The sequence below is a fragment of the Micromonospora okii genome (assembly GCF_020884795.1).
GTDB classification, from domain to species: domain Bacteria; phylum Actinomycetota; class Actinomycetes; order Mycobacteriales; family Micromonosporaceae; genus Micromonospora; species Micromonospora okii.
In genome coordinates this window covers 249,516-268,572 of sequence record NZ_BBZF01000013.1, presented here as the reverse complement: position 1 = coordinate 268,572, position 19,057 = coordinate 249,516, and the positions used below count along the sequence as shown (strand labels likewise).

20 protein-coding genes, 3 tRNA genes and 1 riboswitch are annotated in these 19,057 nt (G+C 75.4%); of the genes, 4 read left to right on the top strand and 19 right to left on the bottom strand.

The genetic code is table 11. The annotated features are described in order from the left end of the window. Positions 1–149 precede the first annotated feature (149 nt). The 9 genes from LPU43_RS04300 to LPU43_RS04260 all read right to left on the bottom strand — a co-directional run bounded on the left by LPU43_RS04300 (position 150) and on the right by LPU43_RS04260 (position 7,023). Positions 150–1,034, bottom strand: coding sequence for an alpha/beta fold hydrolase (locus LPU43_RS04300; protein ID WP_229398894.1), 885 nt, complete (start codon positions 1,032–1,034; stop codon positions 150–152). A gap of 253 nt (positions 1,035–1,287) precedes the next feature. After that, positions 1,288–1,361, bottom strand: a tRNA-Phe gene (locus LPU43_RS04295). A gap of 102 nt (positions 1,362–1,463) precedes the next feature. Continuing rightward, positions 1,464–1,537, bottom strand: a tRNA-Asp gene (locus tag LPU43_RS04290). Positions 1,538–1,576: 39 nt separating this feature from the next. Further along, a tRNA-Glu gene (locus tag LPU43_RS04285) sits at positions 1,577–1,649 on the bottom strand. A gap of 154 nt (positions 1,650–1,803) precedes the next feature. Continuing rightward, positions 1,804–2,598, bottom strand: coding sequence for a polysaccharide deacetylase family protein (locus tag LPU43_RS04280; RefSeq protein ID WP_229398893.1), 795 nt, complete (start codon positions 2,596–2,598; stop codon positions 1,804–1,806). An 84-nt stretch (positions 2,599–2,682) separates the two neighbouring features. Beyond that, positions 2,683–3,606: a MerR family transcriptional regulator gene (locus tag LPU43_RS04275; protein ID WP_229398892.1), complete on the bottom strand. Its 924-nt coding sequence runs from the start codon at positions 3,604–3,606 to the stop codon at positions 2,683–2,685. Further along, on the bottom strand, positions 3,596–4,213 hold the full coding sequence (gene idi, locus LPU43_RS04270; protein WP_229398891.1) for an isopentenyl-diphosphate Delta-isomerase: 618 nt from the start codon (positions 4,211–4,213) through the stop codon (positions 3,596–3,598). The genes LPU43_RS04275 and idi overlap by 11 nt, the downstream gene beginning before the upstream one ends. Next, positions 4,210–5,715 carry a phytoene desaturase family protein gene (gene crtI, locus LPU43_RS04265; protein ID WP_229398890.1) on the bottom strand — a complete coding sequence of 502 codons (1,506 nt, stop codon included), beginning with the start codon at positions 5,713–5,715 and terminating at the stop codon, positions 4,210–4,212. The genes idi and crtI overlap by 4 nt, the downstream gene beginning before the upstream one ends. Positions 5,716–5,868: 153 nt before the next feature. Next, positions 5,869–7,023, bottom strand: a complete 1,155-nt coding sequence (locus tag LPU43_RS04260; RefSeq protein ID WP_229398889.1) for a polyprenyl synthetase family protein — start codon at positions 7,021–7,023, stop codon at positions 5,869–5,871. 65 nt (positions 7,024–7,088) lie between these two features. Here LPU43_RS04260 and LPU43_RS04255 point away from each other — a divergent pair, with 65 nt between their 5' ends. Then, positions 7,089–8,000, top strand: a complete 912-nt coding sequence (locus tag LPU43_RS04255; protein ID WP_229398888.1) for a phytoene/squalene synthase family protein — start codon at positions 7,089–7,091, stop codon at positions 7,998–8,000. Positions 8,001–8,043: 43 nt separating this feature from the next. On the opposite strand, the gene LPU43_RS04250 is transcribed toward LPU43_RS04255, so the two are convergent. Continuing rightward, positions 8,044–9,108: a serine hydrolase domain-containing protein gene (locus tag LPU43_RS04250; RefSeq protein WP_229398887.1), complete on the bottom strand. Its 1,065-nt coding sequence runs from the start codon at positions 9,106–9,108 to the stop codon at positions 8,044–8,046. A 125-nt stretch (positions 9,109–9,233) separates the two neighbouring features. Further along, a riboswitch (cobalamin riboswitch) is annotated at positions 9,234–9,427 on the top strand. A gap of 37 nt (positions 9,428–9,464) precedes the next feature. Between LPU43_RS04250 and bluB the strand changes: the two genes are divergently transcribed. The 3 genes from bluB (at position 9,465) to LPU43_RS04235 (ending at position 11,501) form a co-directional block, all read left to right on the top strand. Beyond that, positions 9,465–10,112 carry a 5,6-dimethylbenzimidazole synthase gene (gene bluB / locus LPU43_RS04245; protein ID WP_229398886.1) on the top strand — a complete coding sequence of 216 codons (648 nt, stop codon included), beginning with the start codon at positions 9,465–9,467 and terminating at the stop codon, positions 10,110–10,112. A gap of 54 nt (positions 10,113–10,166) precedes the next feature. Continuing rightward, the gene (locus tag LPU43_RS04240) at positions 10,167–10,511 is read left to right on the top strand and encodes a hypothetical protein (protein WP_229399350.1); all 345 of its coding nucleotides are present in this window, start codon (positions 10,167–10,169) and stop codon (positions 10,509–10,511) included. Between the two features lie 138 nt (positions 10,512–10,649). Further along, entirely contained in the window at positions 10,650–11,501 is an 852-nt protein-coding gene (locus LPU43_RS04235; protein ID WP_229398885.1) for a Rieske (2Fe-2S) protein, read from the top strand. A 159-nt stretch (positions 11,502–11,660) separates the two neighbouring features. On the opposite strand, the gene LPU43_RS04230 is transcribed toward LPU43_RS04235, so the two are convergent. The 9 genes from LPU43_RS04230 to LPU43_RS04190 all read right to left on the bottom strand — a co-directional run bounded on the left by LPU43_RS04230 (position 11,661) and on the right by LPU43_RS04190 (position 19,056). Further along, on the bottom strand, positions 11,661–12,875 hold the full coding sequence (locus LPU43_RS04230) for a LysM peptidoglycan-binding domain-containing protein (protein ID WP_229398884.1): 1,215 nt from the start codon (positions 12,873–12,875) through the stop codon (positions 11,661–11,663). 16 nt (positions 12,876–12,891) lie between these two features. After that, positions 12,892–13,263, bottom strand: coding sequence for a hypothetical protein (locus tag LPU43_RS04225; RefSeq protein WP_229399321.1), 372 nt, complete (start codon positions 13,261–13,263; stop codon positions 12,892–12,894). A 170-nt stretch (positions 13,264–13,433) separates the two neighbouring features. Next, a complete protein-coding gene (locus LPU43_RS04220; protein WP_229398883.1) occupies positions 13,434–14,018 on the bottom strand; it encodes a TadE/TadG family type IV pilus assembly protein in 585 nt (194 codons plus the stop codon). Further along, entirely contained in the window at positions 14,015–14,419 is a 405-nt protein-coding gene (locus LPU43_RS04215; RefSeq protein ID WP_229398882.1) for a TadE/TadG family type IV pilus assembly protein, read from the bottom strand. The genes LPU43_RS04220 and LPU43_RS04215 overlap by 4 nt, the downstream gene beginning before the upstream one ends. 218 nt (positions 14,420–14,637) lie before the next feature. After that, positions 14,638–14,844, bottom strand: a complete 207-nt coding sequence (locus LPU43_RS04210; protein WP_229398881.1) for a hypothetical protein — start codon at positions 14,842–14,844, stop codon at positions 14,638–14,640. 28 nt (positions 14,845–14,872) lie between these two features. Further along, positions 14,873–15,739, bottom strand: coding sequence for a type II secretion system F family protein (locus LPU43_RS04205; protein WP_229399320.1), 867 nt, complete (start codon positions 15,737–15,739; stop codon positions 14,873–14,875). Then, complete coding sequence (locus LPU43_RS04200) at positions 15,739–16,689, bottom strand: type II secretion system F family protein (RefSeq protein ID WP_229399319.1); 951 nt, start codon at positions 16,687–16,689, stop codon at positions 15,739–15,741. The genes LPU43_RS04205 and LPU43_RS04200 overlap by 1 nt, the downstream gene beginning before the upstream one ends. Continuing rightward, on the bottom strand, positions 16,638–18,263 hold the full coding sequence (locus LPU43_RS04195; RefSeq protein WP_229398880.1) for an ATPase, T2SS/T4P/T4SS family: 1,626 nt from the start codon (positions 18,261–18,263) through the stop codon (positions 16,638–16,640). The genes LPU43_RS04200 and LPU43_RS04195 overlap by 52 nt, the downstream gene beginning before the upstream one ends. Continuing rightward, positions 18,253–19,056: a CpaE/TadZ family protein gene (locus tag LPU43_RS04190; RefSeq protein ID WP_229398879.1), complete on the bottom strand. Its 804-nt coding sequence runs from the start codon at positions 19,054–19,056 to the stop codon at positions 18,253–18,255. Before LPU43_RS04190 ends, LPU43_RS04195 begins: the two co-directional genes overlap by 11 nt. Between the last annotated feature and the right edge of the window lies 1 nt (position 19,057).

The following is a 19,057-nucleotide window of genomic DNA, read 5'->3' as shown; positions in this document are numbered from 1 at the left end:
CGATGGTGGCCGCACGCAGGTTCTACGAACGGGACCCGGCCGGATGGACACGCCCGCCAGAGATTCTTTCGACCGGCCTGCGCCGTCAGGTGGATGGGACGCGCGGAAGCCCACAGCGCGGACGATCCATGCTCCGGCGAGGGGCAGGTTCAGGAGTTGGGGCGCGGTCCTTTCTCCGTCGACTCCCACTCGTCCAGAAACGCGTCGATCGCTCGTCGGAACGGGCCCGGTTGTTCCAGCCACGGGTAGTGCCCGCACCGAGCGATCACCTCGGCACGGCCGGCAGGGAAACGTGTCGCCAGTGTCTTCACCGGCGCGAGCCCGGTCAGGCAGTCGTCTGCCCCCGCTATGACCAACACGGGTGCCTCAACCGTGCCGATTCGAGCGGCAAGGTCGCCCGGAGGCTCGACGCTGAAGTAGGCCTTCGCAGCCGCCGGACTCCACCGGCCGACCATCGCGTGCGCCTGCCCCGCCGGCCCCCACGCCGCATACCCCATCGGCGCGGCGCGCTGATGCCACGCGTTGAACGCGGCGTCGTCGCTCAAGTCCGGTCCTGCCTCCGACGCGGCGACGGCCGCATCGAACGCCGGCTCCCCCCGCCGTCGGGCGATCAGCTCGACCCTGTCGGACGGCGTGTCGACGAGGTAGTCGGCCGGTGGCGTGATGAGGACCATTCCGGCGAGCCTCTGGGCGAACCGTGCCGCGTACGCGACTGCCAGCCTCGTGCCGGCCGAGTGCCCGACGAGCAGGACACGATCGAGCCCGAGGTGGTCTCGCAGACACTCGAGATCCTCGGTCTGTCGCCAGAACGAGCCCACCTCGGCCACGGGCGGTTCCGGTGAGCGTCCGACGCCACGGAGGTGGGGCACGATCAGCCGATAGCGGCTGCCAAGTCCGGCCAGATCCCCGAGGTAGCTCGGGTGTCTGGCGGCACCGCCGGCGAGGACGACGACGGGCGGAAGGCCCGGACCTCGGTCAGGGTGGCTTTCGTCGTAGTGCAGTGGCGCTGCGTCGAGGCCAGCGTAGGTCGGCACCGCGTAACCCTAGTCAGGCCCACAGGCGCAGCTCGTGGGACACCCGCTCATCGGCAGATCCGCGCCGTCGTGAGGCAGTATCAGCAGTCGTGACCCTTACGCACCGTTACTTGGCTCTCGGTGAGACCGGCCCGTGGTGGGGCCAGTTACGACCACCCATCCGGTTCCTCGCAGGTGCCACCTACCACGTACGCAGAAGCGCCGACCGGCGTTTCCGCTGGTCGGCGCTTCAGTAGCCCGGCGAAAGGCTATGTGGCCAGGGGCGGGGTCGAACCGCCGACCTTCCGATTTTCAGTCGGACGCTCGTACCAACTGAGCTACCTGGCCGTGCCTCGGCTCATGGTACCCGCTTGGCGGGGGTGCCGCCGGGATGGGTGCCTGCTCCGATACGCAGAACGCCGCGCATCGTTCGCGCGGCGTCAGCGTTTGCGGTCCTGACGGGACTTGAACCCGCGACCTCCGCCTTGACAGGGCGGCGAGCACTCCAACTGCTCCACAGGACCTAGCTGGTGTTGCCGTGTTGCTCCGGCTTGCGCCGGTCGTGCCCCCAACGGGATTCGAACCCGTGCTACCGCCTTGAAAGGGCGGCGTCCTGGGCCGCTAGACGATGAGGGCGGCCCCGCCATCATTGCACACTCGCAACTTCTAGCGGACTTGCTCCCATCCGGCCCCGCCGGAGGCTTGGAAAGCATACGTGACGGCCCGCCCGGGAACCAAATCGGTATGGCGTGACGCCCGAGCGGGCGCGAATCCGCAGGTCAGGGCCGTTCTAGCCGAGCCGGGTGAGCCCGTACCGCCGCTTCAGGTCGCCGATCAGGCGGCCGCAGGCGGCGATCGTGGCGGCGCGGTTCCCGCCCCCGTCGTGCATCAGGACGACCGCGCCGGGGCGGACCGCGCCGGTCACCCGGCGCGTGATCGTCTTGGCGGTGGGCTTCGCCCAGTCCTGCGGGTCGACCGTCCAGTGCAGGGACCGCATGCCGAGCTGCTTGGCCGCCGCCACCACCTGTGGGGTCCACCGCCCGCCCGGCTGCCGGTAGTAGGGCACCTTGGCGCCCGGGACGGCGTCCCGGATGGCCTGGTTCGTGCGCGCCAGGTCGGCCCGGATCTGGGCGGCGGGGCGCCGCCCGAGGTCCACGTCGTGACGCCAGCTGTGGTTGCAGAGCTGGTGCCCCTCGCGGGCGATCCGGGCCACCAGCTCCGGGTGCTTGCGGACCTGGGTGCCGACCACGCAGAAGGTGGCCTTCGCCCCGGCCGCCCGGAGCTCGGCGAGGAGCTTCGGCGTCCAGACCGGGTGCGGCCCGTCGTCGAAGGTCAGGGCGACCGCACGGGTGCCCGTGGTCCGGCGCAGCCCGGCCGGGAGCGTGGTGGGCGCGGGCCGCAGCCGGGGCGGGGCGGCCCGGGTGGGCTTCGGCGTGGGCGTGGGCGTGGGCGTCGGCTCCGGCGGCGTCGAGACCGACGGGGCGGGGGCGGCGGCCTCCGGCTTCCGGTCGGCTGTCCGCGTGCCGCAGCCGGCGAGGAACAGGATCAGGCTGACGCCGAGCGCCAGGGCGGCGCGTGCACTCATCGTCGCTCCGAGGGGAGGGGGCGTGGGCCACTCGACGCTAGTTCACGTGGCGCGGGAACGGCACGGCGGTCAGGTGCCCGCTGGTCATTCCAGCGAGTCGCGTACGGCCAGGGCGAGCGAGACCGCCTCGGCCAGGTCGACCGGGCGGACCACGCCGGCCGGCAGCGAGTCGGCCCGCCAGCCCGGGCCGGCGGCCAGCACCAGCAGCGGCCGGCGGGGGCTGGCCAGCAGCGCGGTGAGCTGGTCCGGGTCGGCGGTGGCCCGGGTGTGCGACCAGAGGACCACGGCCGCCGGCCCGGTGCGCTCGACCGCCTCCACGAGGGCGCTCACCGGCACCCGGGCGCCGAGCATCCGGTACGCCACGCCGACCTCGGTCAGCGCGGCGGCCAGCGCCTCCAGGGGCAGGCTGTGCTGCTCCTCGTCGGCGCAGGAGAGCAGGACGCGGGCCGGGCCGCCGGCCGTGCCGGCCCGCGCGGCGGCGGCGAACGCCTCCGACACGCACCGGGACATCAGGTGCTCCACCTCGACGAGGTTCCCCGTGGCGGCGTGCCGCTCGCCGATGCCGGCCAGCACCGGGCGCAGCAGCCCGTCCCAGGTGGCCACGACGCCGCCGGCGGCCAGGGCGGTGGCGATGGTCTCCCCGATCGCCACCGAGTCGAGCCGCATGGCGGCCCGGGCCAGCCCGCGCGCCGCCGGCCCGGCCCGGCCGACCGGGATGGTCTGCCCGCCGCCGTCCCGGCGGCCCCCGGGGCGGAGCCGCTCCGCCGGGCCGGTGGGGCGCTGCGCCTGCCGGGCCCAGCGGGCCGCCTCGGCCGGGGTGACGCCCTCGGAGGTGAGCCGGCGCATGATCTCCAGGCGCGCGAGGTCGGCCGGCGTGTACCGGCGGTGGTGGCCCGGAACGTGCTGGCTGGGGCCGAGCCCGTAGCGCTGGTGCCAGGTGCGCAGCGTGGTGACCGCGACACCGAGCCGGCGCGCGACGGCCCCCGCGCTCAGCGCCTCATCGGCCACCCGGCCGCTCCGAGGCCTCGTTTGCCGGCCGCCCGACCGGGACCGTGCCGGAGGCGGCGGCGACCGCCGGCCGGGCCGGGCGCAGCAGGCGGCTCACCACCCCGCCCAGCCAGGGTGCGTACGCGCGGGGGTCCGCGTCGAGGTCGGCCTCCAGCGCCGCCGGGTCGACCCAGCGCAGCTCGGCCACCTCGTCCGGGTCGGGGCGCACGTCGGCGTCGGCCGGCACGTCGGCGCGCAGCACGTGGTCGTACTCGAACTCGACCCGCCCGGTGGCCGGGTCCTCGGCGTAGTAGATGTACACCCCGACCTCGGTCAGGCCGACGGGCCCGGCGCCCAGCTCCTCGCGCAGCCGCCGGTTCGCGGCCTCGACCAGCGACTCACCCGGCGCGGGATGACCGCAGCAGGAGTTGGCCCAGCGCAGCGGGAAGCGGGTCTTGACGGCGGCCCGGCGCTGGAGCAGCACGCGCCCGGCCGGGTCGACCAGCAGCACCGAGAAGGCCCGGTGCAGCCGGCCGGGCGGGGTGTGTGCGGCGGCCACGGTGGTCTCGCCCCGGGCCCGGCCGGCGTCGTCGACCAGCTCGACCAGGTGGCTCTCGCGCTCGCTCACACCGACCGGCCTCGGCTGGTGCCCGCAGGGCTGCCGGTGACCCGGGCGGCGGCGAGCTTGCCGGAGATCAGGACCATCGGGACGCCGACGCCCGGCTGGGTGCCGGAGCCGACGAACACCACGTTCTCCAGCGTGCGGTGCAGGTTCGACGGGCGGAACGGGCCGGTCTGGAAGAGGCTGTGCGCGGACGCGAACGGGGTGCCGGCGGCCATGCCCTGCTCGGCCCAGTCGGCCGGGGTGACGGCGTGCAGCACCTCGACGCCGGCCCCGAAGCCGACGTACCCGCGCTCCTCCAGCGTCGCCACGAGCTGGTCGGTGTAGCGGCGGGTGAGGTCGCCGCGCCAGTCGAACGGGGCCCGGTCGAGGTTGGGCGTCGGGGCGAGCACGTAGTAGGTGTGGCCGCCCGCCGGGGCGACCGACGGGTCGGTGCGGCTGGGGTTGGTGACCAGCAGCGACGGGTCGGTCATCAGCTCCCCCCGCCGGATCACCTGGTCGAACGTGCCCTTCCAGGACCGTCCGAAGTGGATGTTGTGGTGGGCGATCTTCTCATAGCCCTGCCGCGAACCGACGTGCAGCACCACGCAGGACGGCGAGTACGTGAGCCGGCGCGCCCGGGTCGGCGGCAGCAGGTCCCGGTAGGCGACCGGCAGGTCCGGGTTGAGCACCACCACGTCGGCGGGGACGAACTCGCCGTCGGCCGTGACCACGCCCGTCGCCCGCCCGTTCGCGGTCTCCACGCGGGTCACCGTGGTGCCGTAGCGGATCCGCACGCCGTGCTTCTCGGCCGCCCCGGCCATCGCCCGGGAGACCGCGTGGACGCCGCCGCGCGGGAAGTAGACCCCGGCCACCGAGTCGAGGTACGCGATGACGGCGTAGATGGCGAGCGCGTCGTGCGGGGCGAGCCCGGCGTACATCGCCTGGAAGGAGAAGATCCGCTGGGTGCGGGGGTCGGTGAAGAACTGGCCGATCTTGGTCTGGAGCCGGCGGAACGCGCCGTTGGCGAGCAGCTTCAGCAGGTTGCCGGTGAGCAGGTCGGTCGGCGCGTCGAGGTTGCGCTCGATGAAGTCGGCCCGCTCCAGTTGCCAGAGCTGCCGGGCGTAGTCGACGAAGCGCAGGTAGCCGTCGGCCTCCCGGGGGCCGCAGACCGAGGCGATCTCGGCGGCCATCCGGGTGGTGTCGGTGATGACGTCCAGCGTCGAGCCGTCCGGGTAGTAGGCCCGGTACGCCGGGTCCAGCGGAAGCAGCTCGATCCAGTCGCCCAGCTCCTCGCCGACCGCGCCGAGCGCCTCGGCGATCAGGTCGGGCATGGTGAGCACGGTGGGGCCGGTGTCGAACTCGTACCCGTCGACCCCGAGCCGGCCGGCCCGGCCGCCGGGCACCGGCTCCCGCTCGACGACGGTCACCTGCCGGCCGCTGCCGGCCAGGTGCAGCGCGCAGGCCAGCCCGCCGAGGCCGGCCCCGACGATCACCACCCGGTCCGTACGTCCGGTCACGGTCCGCACGCGATCACCTCCCTGGCGACCATTCGGCGCTGACGCCATGACGTGCCGGTCACGCTCCGCACGCGACAGCCTTCTCGGCGACCAGTCGGCCGCTGACGCCATGACGTGCCGGTCACGCTCCGCACGCGACCACCTCCTTCAGAACGTCGCTCATCATGCCCGCCGGTCCGTGGCGGCGACGGCGAGGCCGGTCAGCGCGGTGCGGGCGGCCCCGTCGACCGGCGCGCCGTCGAGCGCGGCCAGCGCCTCGGCCACCCGGTCGGAGATCATCCGCTCGACGTGGGCGACCGCGCCGGTGTCGGCGACCAGCTCGGCCAGCCGGGCCACCTCGCGGGCCCCGGTGAACGCCCCGACCCGCTCCAGCGCCCGCCGCTGCGTCGCGGTGGCGAGCTGCCGGGCCAGCATCAGCAGCACGGTCGGCTTGCCGGTGCGCAGGTCGTCGCCGGCCGGCTTGCCGGTGGTCGCCGGGTCGCCGTAGACGCCGAGCAGGTCGTCGCGGAGCTGGAACGCCTCGCCCACGGCCAGGCCGTACCGGGTGTACGCGGCGGTCAGCGGCGCGTCGGCGTCCGCCCCGGCCAGGCAGGAGCCGAAGAGCAGCGGGCGCTGCACGGTGTAGCCGGCGGTCTTGTAGCGGGCGACCCGCAGCGCCCGGTCCAGCGACCAGTTCGCGGCGTCGTTGGAGCCCAGCACGTCGAGGTACTGCCCGGCGATCGTCTCGACCCGCATCCGGTCGTAGCAGCGCCGCACGTCGAGCAGCCGGCCCGGCGGCACGGCGGCGTGCGCCATCAGCCGGTCGGCCCAGACCACGCAGAGGTCGCCGACGAGCACGGCCACCGCCTCGCCGAACCGGTCGGGGTCGCCGGTGTGCCCGGCGGCGGCGTGCCGCGCGGCGGCGGCCCGGTGTGCGGTGGGCCGCCCGCGCCGGGTGTCGGAGGCGTCCATCACGTCGTCGTGCACCAGGGCGAACGTGTGCAGCAGCTCCAGGGCCGACAGCGCGGGCAGGACCGCCGCCAGCGGCTCGTCGCCGCCGACCACGCCCCGCCATCCCCAGTAGGCGAACGTCGGGCGGACCCGCTTGCCGCCCGCCAGCACGCAGTCGCGGGCGGTGGCGGCGAAGCCACCCATCGCCGCGTCGATCTCGGTGAGCGCGGCCACCTCGGCGGCCAGGAACGCCGCGAGGGTGTCGTCCACCCGGCCGACCAGGTCGTCGGTCAACGCGGCCAGCGCGCCGCGGACCGGATCGTCCGTCGCTTCCGGCTGCGCCGGCGCGAGGCGGAGCGCGTTACCCGCAACTGCGTCGTTGGCCATGTCGGCGAGCGTACCCTAGGGTTACGAGTTGCGTCGATTGCTGCGTCGATTTGGAGGAGGCCCCGGTGGACGTCGATCTCGCCGCCGCCTATGAAAGCTGCCGTGAGCTGCACAAACGACACGGCCGCACCTACTATCTCGCCACCCGGCTGCTGCCCGCTTGGAAACGGCGACACGTTCACGCCCTGTACGGATTCACCCGGTACGCGGACGAGATCGTCGACCGCACCGACGACCTGCCGCCGGCCGAGCGCGCCGCCCGGCTCGACGACTGGTCGGCCCGCTTCCTGGCCGGCCTGCACGGTGCCCCGGTCGACGACCCGCTGCTGCCCGCGGTGCTGCACACCATCGCCGTCTTCGACCTCGACCGGGCCGACTTCGCGTCGTTCCTGCGCAGCATGGCGATGGACCTGACCGTCACCGCCTACCCCACCTACGACGACCTGCTCGACTACATGGAGGGCTCGGCCGCCGTCATCGGCACCATGATGCTGCCCATCCTCGGCAGCTCCGACCCGGCCGCCGCCCGCGAGCCGGCCCGCCAGCTCGGCCTCGCCTTCCAGCTCACCAACTTCATCCGGGACGTGGCCGAGGACCTGGCGCGCGGCCGGACGTACCTGCCCGACGAGGACCTGGCCAAGTTCGACCTCACCCGCGAGGACCTGCGCGCCGCCGCGGCCCGTCGCCGGGGCACCCCGGCGACCCGCGAGCTGATCGAGTACGAGGTGACCCGGGCCCGGGCCCACTACGAGGCCGCCGCCCCCGGCGTCACCCTGCTCGCGCCCGCCTCGCAGGCCTGCATGCGCACCGCGTACGCGCTCTACGGCGGCATCCTCGACGAGGTGGCCGCCCAGGACCACGACGTCTTCGCCCGGCGGGCGGTGGTCCCCCGTCGCCGCCGGCTGGCGGTGGCGGGCCGCGCCCTGCTCACCCCGCCCGGCACCCCGGTAACGGTGAAAGGAGGGGCCCCTTGTTAACGGAAAACGAGGTGAAAGGGTCCCTTCCTAACACCTGACCGGGTCAGAGGCAGGAGTGCAGGGCCTCCACCAGGTCGTCGACCCGGTCATGGCCGTCGAGCCGGGCGGTCGCGTACGCGAAGACGTAGCCCCGCTCCGGGTCGGCCCACGCGGCGCTGCCGCCGATCCCGCCCATGCCCCAGCTTCCGTCCGGCTCCCGCTGCATGCCCAGCGTCCAGCACACCGGGCGGCCCAGCACCAGGTCCGGGCCGTGGTACTGGACCCGGGCGGCCTCGGCGACCAGCTCCGGGGAGAACAGGCGCACCCCGTCCAGGGCGCCGCCGGCGAGCAGGCCGGCGTAGAGGCGGGCCAGGCCGGTCGCCGTGGCGTGCAGGTTCACCGCCGGGACCTCCGCGCCCCGCCACACCGCGCCGTTCAGCACCGCCAGGTCCAGCCCGCCCGCCGGGTTGCCCAGCGCCCGCGCCAGCGGTGACCCCGGCTCACCCATCGTCCGGGCCGGCCAGCCCGGATCGGCGTACGACAGGTCGGCGCACCGCCGCTGCTCCGCCGGCCCGAGGCCGAAGCCCAGGTCGAGCCGCCACGGGCCGGCGATCTCCTCGGCCAGGAACCGGCCCACCGGCCGCCCGTCCACCCGGCGGACCAGCTCGCCCACCAGGTGCCCGTACGTCCAGGCGTGCTCGCCAGCGACCGTCCCCGGTGTCCACTGCGGCTCGGCGGCGGCCAGGTCGGCGCAGAGCAGCGCCCAGTCGGCGACCGCCGCCGCCGGCCGGGGCACCGGGAACGCCGGCAGCCCGGCGGTGTGGCTGAGCACCTGCCGGACGGTGGCCGGGGTGCGGAACCCCGGCCAGTGCGCGGCGACCGGGTCGTCGAGGTCGAGCCGGCCCCGGTCGACCAGCATCAGCAGGCAGAGCGCCGCCACCGGCTTGCCGACCGAGTAGACGTTGACCAGCGTGTCGGGCCGCCACTCCCGACCCGGTCCGGCCTGACCGGCCACGAGGTCGACGACCGGCTCGCCGGCGTACCGGACGGCGAGGGCGGCCCCCGTCTCCCGGCCGGTGGCGAACAGGTCGCGGAAGCAGTCCCGGACCGGGGCGAAGCGCGGGTGCATCCGGCCACGGTAGGGCCCGGTGGGCTTCCGGGCACGGGAATTACGGCCGGCCGGGCGGAGCCGGCGAACGGGAGGAGGCCGGCGGCGCGTACGGCCGGTGCCCCGGGCGCTAGCATCGGCGGCGGAGAGAGCATGTGAGGTGCCCCGCGCGAGCGGGGAGAATCGGGAAGCCGGTGAGAATCCGGCACGGGCCCGCCGCGGTGACCGGGGAGCCGCCGTCCACGCGCGACACGCGCAGCCACTGGCCGTACGGCTGGGAAGGCGGACGGGCAGGCGTCGATCCGGGAGTCCGAAGACCGGCCTCGCGTCGATCGCCCATCCGCGACGGGTGGGCCGAGCGCAGCGGGAGCCTGCCTGTGGACCTTTACGACGCCATCCACCGCCGCCGGGACGTCCGGGGCCAGTTCACCGGCGAGCCGGTGGCGGCGGAGGCCCTGCACCGGATCCTCGACGCGGCGCACGCCGCGCCCAGCGTCGGCTACTCGCAGCCGTGGGACTTCGTCCTGGTCCAGGACGCCGAGCTGCGCCGCCGGTTCCACGGGCACGTCCAGGCCGAGCGGGACACCTTCGCCGCGACCCTCGACGGCGAGGCCGCCGAGCGGTTCGCCCGCATCAAAATCGACGGGGTGCTGGAGTCGACCCTGTCGATCGTCGTCACGTACGACCCGGCCCGGGGCGGCCCGGCCGTGCTCGGGCGGCACGCCATCGCCGACGCCGGCCTCTACTCGGTCTGCCTGGCCGTCGAGAACCTCTGGCTCGCGGCCACCGCCGAAGGGCTCGGCGTCGGCTGGGTCTCGTTCTACCGGGAGCCGTTCCTGGCGGAGTTGCTGGGCATCCCCGAGGGCATCCGGCCGGTGGCGTGGCTCTGCGTCGGGCCGGTCACCCACCTGGAGGCCGTACCGGACCTGGAGCGGCACGGCTGGCGGCGCAAGCGCCCCCTCGCCGAGGCCGTGCACCGGGACCGGTGGGCAGGAACGAACGGTCTATTCATGAATTTCGATTGAGGGGATAGGTTGCCCTCACTCGGCTCTCCACGGGACACGTACGGGAGGATCTTCATGCATGCCACCGGCAGAGTTCTGCTCGCCTCCGCCCTCGCCACCCTCGGCCTGACCGCAGCCGTCGCCACCCCGGCCCAGGCAGACGCCCCCGCCCCCTCCTGCGAGTCCGGGGCGTCCGAGTTCTACTGCGACGGCGTCAGCACCGGCACGACGTTCTGGACGGTCACCTGGTACTCCGGCAGCGTCGGCACCTTCAAGACCGCCGGCTCGGTTCTCCTCGGCGCCTGCCCCGCCGCCAACATCGGCCGGCAGGTGCAGGTCAGCTACAGATACGTCGCCGGCGGCGAGACCCAGTACAGCGACACCGGCGCGTTCATCTGCCGCAGCGGCCCCTGGCAGTAGCCCGCGCGCCCCGCGCCGCCGGCCTCGCTCCGGCGGCGCGGGAACCCCCGCCCGCCCCGATCCGACGACCGTGGCGACGGCGACGATTTCGTCACCGCCGCCCGGTTTGCGCCCGCTCCTGCCGGGAAGTCGGACGGAATGCGGGCACTCTTGACGAAACTCGAACAGGCTTCGGCGCTGGACCGGGTCGGGGACCGGTTGCAGCGCGCCGTCCAGGCCACCATCCGCCCGCAGCGGGTCCGGGACCTGCTGCACGGCGTGTTCATCGGGCATCCGCTGCACCCCGCGCTCGTCCAGGTGCCGGTCGGTTCCTGGCTCAGCGCCGCCGTGCTCGACCTGATGCCCGGCCAGCGCCGGGCGGCCACCACGCTGGTCGGGCTCGGCACGGTCAGCGCCCTGCCGGCGGCGGTCGCCGGGCTGAACGACTGGGCCGGCCTCGCGCGGGACCAGCGCCGGGTCGGCCTGGTGCACGCCGCGTCCAACACCGTCGGCCTCGCCCTGTACGCGGGCTCGCTGGCGGCCCGGTTGAGCGGGCGGCACGGGACCGGGCGGGCCCTGGCGTACCTCGGGCTGACCGCGGCGAGCGCCGGGGCGTACCTGGGCGGGCACCTGGCGTACAAGCAGGGTGCGCAGATGAACAACAGCGCCCCCGAGCTGAACCTGATCAGCGACGGCTGGCACCCGCTGGCGGACATGGCCACGCTGCCGCAGCGGAAGCTGGTCACCCGCCAGGTGGACGAGGTGTCGGTGATCCTCTACCGGCACGGCGACGAGGTCACCGTCATGCTGGAACGGTGCCCGCACCAGAGCGGGCCACTCGGTCAGGGCGAGGTGACCGAGGTCGACGGGCACGCCTGCGTGGTCTGCCCGTGGCACGGCAGCACCTTCCGGCTCAACGGCGGCGAGGTGATGCACGGGCCGTCCGGCAACGACCAGCAGGTCCTGCCGACCCGGGTGGTCGACGGGGTGCTCCAGACCCGGGTGCCTTAGGGCGGGGCCCGGCCCTTGCTCGGGCGTCCCCGGGCCGGCCGGCCCCAGGGTCGGCCCGCAATGTCGGCGACATGGCGGGGTTGCGGGGTGCGGATACCGCCCATGTCGCCGACATGGTGGCCCGCCATCGGCCCGACGCCGGGCCCGACACCCGCCGCGTCAGTTGCGGCGGTGCCGGCCCGTGACCAGGGCCCGTGCGCCGGCGGCGGCCCGGGCGACCGCCGGCCGGCGGCGCAGCCCGAGCACCGCGCCGATCTGGGCACCGACGATGCTGGCGACGGCGAGCACCGCCGAGACGGCGAGCGGTCGGTTCACCTGGTTCTCCTCACCGGTCCGGGACGCCCCGGCGGCCATCGCCGACTGCGCGCCGGCGGGCGGCTGGGCGACCTGCTGCGTACCGTGCGACGACCCGGACGGCGGCTGGGCGACCGACGGTCGAGGGGCGGGGCGGGTGGCCTGCGGGGCTGCCGGAGCGGGCTGCGCGGCCCCCGGGGACGCCGGCGTCTCGGCGGCGGGCGGGGTGGCCGGGGGCGACGGCGGCTGCGGCGTGACCGTACCGCCGGGGTTCGGGGCGGGCCGGGGCGTGACCGTACCGCCGGGGTTCGGGGTGGTCGGCCGGGCCACGAGCCGGCCGGCGGCGTGCGCGCGGGCCCCGTCGTCCTGCGCACCGTCGGGAAGCTTGATGAGCTGGCCCGGGTGGATGCGGTCCGGGTCCGAGAGCCGGTTCAGCTTCGCCACGTCCCGGTAGCGGTCGAAGTCGTCGAGGTAGCGCTCGGCGACCTCGCCCAGGTAGTCGCCCTTCGCCACCCGGTACACCGCCGGCTCCGCCCGCTCCGGAAGCTCGGCCGCCGTGGTCACCGCCGGCGGCGCAGGCCGGGCCACGACCGGCAGCGTCGCGGCGACCGGGCGGCCCGCCGGGGCCGCCGCGACGACGGCCGGGGCGCCTATTGCGGGGTACGGCCCGGCCAGCACCGTCGCGGCGCTGGCGGCGGCCGGGCTCGCCGCGATGATCAGGGCGACCGAGCCGACCAGTGCCGCCGCGGCCCGCTGCTGCCGCCGCATCCCGGGCAGCCGGGGGGTGGGCCGGCGCACGGACTGCGCGCCCAGCTCCACGAGCACGGAGAAGGCGAAGGTGGCCCAGCCGAACCAGCCGACCACGGCCAGCGCCCGCAGGAAGAGCCGGCCGTCGTCCCGGCTGGTGAGCGTGGCGCCCACCTCCGCGAGGGTGGGTACGTGGTCGGGCAGCGGGTTGCCGGCGAAGGCGAGCAGCGCCATCGGCGCCCCGACCAGCACCCCGATCAGCACGACCAGCGCGCCGAACCCGGTGAGGACCTGCCCGACCCGCCGGGCGGCGGAGCGGCGCGGTGCGGCCATGGCGTGCCTTCCCTTCCTAGGGGCCCTCGGTGAGGGCTCGTGCGGTGGCCTCACCGGAGACGGTGACGGCGTTGCCGAAGCCGAAGAGACCCAGCATGTAGCGGTCGTAGGTGATGGTGACGTGGACCCGGACGAGCTTCTCGCCGTCGATCACCGGGAACTCGACGGTGTGGCCGGTGACCTCGGCAGCGGCGAGGTAGCTCGCCACCGCCGCCCGCGCGGCCACCTCGTCGATCTCCTTGGTGCCGCCCTCGATCGCCTTGGCCCGGTCGATCGACTGGCCGCCGGTGCGGGCCGCCTCGGCGGCCAGGTTGTCGGCCCGCTGCATGGACCGCAGCTGCCCGGCACCGTCGAAGGCGAGGCCGATGATCGCGAGGATGCCGATCATCGCCGCCGCCAGGAACAGGCTCACCCGGCCGTCGTCCCCGCGCAGCCGCCCGGCCCGCCCGACGGTGGGGCTCGGCGTCGCGCGGCCGGCGTGCGCGCGGTCGGCGGCGGCCGGCGGCGTCGCGCGGCCGGCGTCATCCGGCGGCGTCGTGCGGTCGGCGGCGCGGGCGGTCACGGGCGGCTCCGGTAGCGGTCCAGCGGGGAGGTGAACGTGGCCGAGACCGTCCGTCCGTCCGGCATCCCCGGCAACAGCGACAGGTGGATGTCGCTGAAGGAGACAGTGCAGCTCACCACCACCGTCACCGAGGTCGGCGTGCCGGTGGCGCTGGTGTACGCGTCGTCGAAGTCGATCGGGTCGCCGCCGGCCGAGCCGGTGAGGGTCACGGTCGGTTGGTCGACGCAGTTCGCCCGCTGCCAGTCGAGCTGGCCCCGTGCGGCGGCCGACGCGGACGTGCGCGCGGTGGCGGCGTCCCGGGCGATGGACGCCGCGCGGGCGGCGTCGTGCGCCGCCGACTCGACCGCCTCCTGCGCGATGGCGGTACGCCCCGCCACCCCGGCCAGCACGATCAACCCGAGGAAGGCGGGGGCGAGGACGGCCACCTCGACGGCGACCGAGCCGCGCTCGCCCCCGGGCCGGCGGTCCCGCAGCCGCCGGTCGACGGCGCGGGCGTCCTCGCGTACCGCCGGGAACCCGCCGCCCGGCCGCGGCCGCCCGGTGGCCGCCGCCCGGCTCCACCACGCGTGCATGCCGCTCATCCCGTCGTCCAGCGTTCGACCGTGCCGTGCGCGGTCTGTCGCACCTGGAAGCGCACCCCCGGGATGACCGACAGGGAGTCGCCGGTCACCGTGCAGGTCACCTCCGTGGCGCCGGTGACGCAGTCCGGCCCCGGGTCCTGCCAGCCGACCAGCCAGTCGCCGGCCGCCGTGAGGAAGGCGTGGGCCCGCGCCTCGCCGGCCCCGGCCGGGGCCTGGTGGACCCGCTGCGCGTTGACGGCGCTCTGCGCGGCGTTCAGCGCCGTGGCGCGGGCCACGAACCAGGCGGCGGCCTGGAGCGAGGCGAACAGCAGCACCAGGATCGCCGGCATCACCACGGCCAGCTCGACCGGGTTGGCCCCGCGCTCCGCCCCGCCGTCGCCCAGCCGCCTCCGGGCGCGCACGGCGAACCGCGCTGGGACACCTGGGCGGGCGGGCCGCCCCGGAGCGCGCAGGCCGGCGAGCCGCCCGGGGACGCGCAGGCCGGCGGGCCGTCCCGGGACGCGCAGGCCGGCCAGTCGCCCCGGGACACACAGGCCGGCGGGCCGCCCCGGAGCGCGCAGGACGGCGGGCCGGTCGGCGGGTGCCGACCGGCTCCGGTCCGCGTGCGCGGGGCGAGCCGTCACTTTCCGGGCTGGGTGTTGCCCGGGATGGCGTTCATCCAGTCGTTGGCCTTGGCCAGCGCGAGCCCGGTCACGGCCATCGCCACGGCGACTAGCCCGAAGATGATCACCGCGGTCGGTACCGGGCTGTCGCCGCGCTCGCCGTCGCGGCGCAGCTCGGCCAGCCTGGCCGTCAGCGCGATGTGCAGGTAGGCGATGAGGTGCATGTGGTGCTCCTTCGAGGGGGGAGGGGTGTCACAGCCGGGCGAGGAACGGGTAGACGGCGAAGCCGAGCAGCACGAAGACCAGCAGCGAGCCGGGAATGTCCAGCCGGCTCGTGACCGCCTCGGCGCGCGCCAGGTTGTCGGTGCGGATCTGGTCGCGCAGCGAGTCCGCCCGGCTGCGCAGGGTCTCGTGCACCTGCGCGCCCTCGCTGCCCGAGGAGCGCATGATCGCGCCGACGTCGCCCAGCTCCGGAATGCCGATCCGGTCGGCCAGCTCGCGCAGCTCGTCCCAGGGCGAGTGCATCTGCATCTGGGCGATCCGCAGCGACTCCCGGAGCCGGTCGAAGACCCAGCCGTCGCAGACCGCCGCGGCCCGCTCCAGGGCCTGCACCGGCCCGTGCGCGGCGGAGAGCTGCAACGCCACCAGGTCCAGGTAGGTGCAGACCGCCTGGCGGAACTCCTCCCGGGCGGCTGCCGCGCGGTTCAGCACGCTCCGGTGCGCCAGCAGGGCGGCGGCCAGCGCCATCCCCAGGCTCCCCAGTACCGGTACGACCAGCGGCACGGGCACCCCGGCGAGGAAGAACACCGCCGTGAGGAACGTCGGGGTGACCAGCCCGATCAGGGCGGAGAGCAGCAGGGACAGGGCGTACTGCTCGGGGGTCTGGTCGATCAGCGCGAGCTGCCGGTGGGGCGGGCGCAGCCAGCGGGCGGGGCCCTCGATCCAGTCGAGGCGCCGCCCGGCGGGGGCGGCCCGGCCGGCGGTCGGCGGCTGGTGCAGCCGGCGCAGCGCGGGGCCGAGCGCCGGGGTGGCCGGCAGCGACTCCCGGACCAGCAGGAACACCCCGAGCCCGACCGCCGCGCCGCCGCAGACGGCGAGGGTGAGTTGCCAGTTCAGAATCATGCGATCGCCTCCGACGGGTCGGGGGCGGGCAGGAACCGCGCCGGCCGGGGCGGTTGGCTCATCGCGCGCACCCAGGCCAGCAGCCCGACGAACGCCATGCCGAGCACCGCCATCACGAGCTGCCCGGTCGGCGTCCCGTACGGGCGGACGTACTCGGTGTTCACCAGCCCGTACGCGAGGGTCAGCAGGGTCATCCCGGTCAGGAACCGGACCGCGAACCTCGGCTGGGTCCGCTTGGCCTCGATCTCCCGGCGGGTGGCGACCTCGGCGGCGGCGGCGCTCGCGATGGCGCCCAGCACGTCGCCGAGCCGCTCGCCCCGGTCGGACAGGTGCAGGATCAGGGCCGCCACCACCTGGTCGCAGACCGGGTCGGAGATCTCGTCGGCGAACGCGAGCAGGGCCGACTTCGCCAGCCAGCCGGCCTGGAGCCGGGCGGCGAGCAGCCGTACCTCCTCCTCGATCTCCTCGGGGGCGGTGGCGATGGTGCCGCTGATGGCCTGCTGGAGGCCCTGTCCCGTGGAGGAGACGTCCTTGAGGCGGCGGGTCCACTCGCCGACCGCCTCGATCCGGGAGATGGCCTGCTGCTCGGCCCGGCCGACGGAGAACAGCCACGGCGTGCCGGGCACCGCGACGGCGACCAGCAGCCCGACCACCGGCAGCCCGGTGAGCAGGAACGCCAGCGCGCCGGCCACGACCGCGCAGCCGAGCAGGAGCCGGTGGTCGCGCTGCTGGCGGGGGGTGCCGGAGCCGCGCCAGAGCCGGCTCAGCCGCCGCGCCCGCGCGCCGGGGCCCGGGTGGGCCGGGCGGGTGGTGCCGACCAGCGCCACGACCGCCAGCACCAGGCCGGCCACGCAGGCCGCGCCGGAGACGACCGCGACCAGCTCGATGTTCGCGATCACCGGGCCACCGTCCGTACGCCCAGCCGGGTGTGCCGGGGCCGCTGCCAGGCCCCCGTCCCGGCCTCGATCCAGCGGCCCAGCAGCCGGGCGTCGTAGCCCACCCGGAGCAACTGGTCGCGGACGCGCTCGGGCAGGTGCCGGGGGACGGCCCGGCCGTCCTGGCCGGGGCCGAAGACGGTGGTGGTGACGATTCGGCTGCCCTCGCCGACGCCGATGACCTCCTCCACGTGGGAGACGAACCGGTACTTGCGCCCGCCGATCGCGGTCTCGTCGTCCACGGTGACGTAGACGATCAGGTCGAGGGCGTTGCCGGCCATCCGGCGGGCCTGGTCGACCGTCATCTCCCGGCCGTGGGCGAGCGCCAGCTCGACGATCCGCTCGCCCACCCCCGCCGGGGAGCGGGCGTGGATGGTGCACATCGACCCCCGGCTGGTGGTCATCGCCTGGAGCATCGGCACGATCTCCCGGGACCGCACCTCGCCGACGATGATCCGCAGCACGCCCATCCGCAGCGAGACCGGGATCAGGTCGGCGATGCTCACCTCGCCGGCCGGGCGGCCGTCCAGCCCGCGCTCGCCGTGCCCCTCCCGGGCCTCGAAGCTCATCACCGCCCGGTGCTTGTGCCCCCGGCGGGCGGGCAGCAGCTCCCGGCTCTCCTCCAGCAGCACGTACGGCTCGTCGGGCGGGATCTCGTCCATCAGCGCCCGGATGACGGTGGTCTTCCCCGCCCCGGCCAGGCCGGCGACCATGATGTTCAGCCCGGCCCGCATGGAGGCCCGGAGGAAGTCGCGCAGCAGCGGGTCGATCATCTCGTCCAGGTCGCCCCGCCCGCCGGCGAGGTCGTCGAGGCTGACCTCCAGGGTGTTGTGCTTGCGGATCACCGCGTACGGGCGGTGGCTGACCAGGAACACCGCGGCCAGCCGGCTGCCGTCGGGTAGTTGCAGGTCCAGCGTCGGTTTCGAGGTGGACAGCGAGCGCTCCGTCGCCCCGGCCCGGCGGGCCGCCGCCTGGAGGATCTCCACCAGCTCCTCGTCGCTCTCGGCGATCGGCTCGGCCCAGTCGACGCCACCGCCGTGCCGGGTGACGCGCACCTGGTCGCAGCCGAGGATGTGCACCTCCTCGATGGTGTCGTCGACCAGCAGCGTCTGGAGCCGGCCCAGGCCGACCAGCTCGGCGGTCACCTGTTCGAGCAGCAGCCGCTCCTCCCCGGCGGCCATCGGGGTGCCGGCCCGGCGGACCGCGTCGGCGTACTCGGCGACCACCACGACGGCGAGCCGTACCCGCTCGACGTCCTCGGCGGCGGCGTCGAACTCCCGGCCGCGCTGCCACAACGTGAGCCGCTCGCTCAGCTCCCGGCGCAGCTCGCGGACCACCGCGAAGTCGACCCGGGGCCGGGGCGGGGACGGCGCGGGCGGCGCGGCGACGCCCGCCGGCGGCGCGGGCTGGTGGTGCCGCCCGTTCGGCGGTGGGGCGGGGTGGTGGTGCCCGTTGGGTGGCGGCGCGGGCTGGTGGTGCCCGTTGGTTGGTGGGGCGGGGTGGTGCCCGTTCAGCGGCGGGGCGACGGAGGTCGCCGAGGGCGGCTGCGGCACCCGGGGATCGTGGGAGACCGGCTCAAACCGCATCGGGGACTCCCTCGGCGGCGACCGGCCAGGCCAGCCGGGCCCGGCGGCGGTCCAGCAGCTCCCGTACCGGCGCCTCCAGGGCGCCGGCCGCGCGCATCAGCGGCCGTCCGGCCCGCACGGTGCCGCCGAGGGTCAGCACCTGCGCGGTACGCGGGTCCTCGGGCAGCCGCGCGATCACCGGCAGCGTCAGGGCCTTGCTGATCTCGCCCCGCCCGTGGCCGTCGCCGACCGGCAGCAGCCGCAGCGTGCCCGGCGGCACCCGGTGGTCGGCGAAGTCCCGCTCGATCGCCCGGATCATGGACCGGGTGGCGGAGAGGTCGGGCAGCCTCGCCCGGGTGACCAGGAGGACCACCGCGGCGGCGCGCAGGATCGGCCACGGCGGGCCGGCCACCTGGAGCCGCCCGCAGTCGACCAGCACGTCGTACGGGGGCCGGCCGCGCTCCAGGTCGAGGAAGAAGTCGGCGAACCGCTGCCAGAGCGGGGCGACGCTGCCGGCCTGGGCCGGGTCCACGACGCCGGGGAGCAGCAGCCGCTCCCGGCGCGGCGCGTCGAGGTCCACGAGCTGGGACCAGAACGTCGTCTCCAGGCTGCCGTCGCGCAGCTCCCCGACCGCCAGCTCGCCGATGCCCCTCGGACCGTCCAGCGCCCCGCCGAGGTATCCGGCGAGGATCGAGCCGCCGGACGGGTCGCACTCGGCCAGCACCAGTCGCCGGTGCCAGGTCAGGGCGCAGGCCAGCGCGGCCGCGGTGACGCCCGGCGAGCCCTTGGCCGAGACCAGCGCGATGATCGCCATG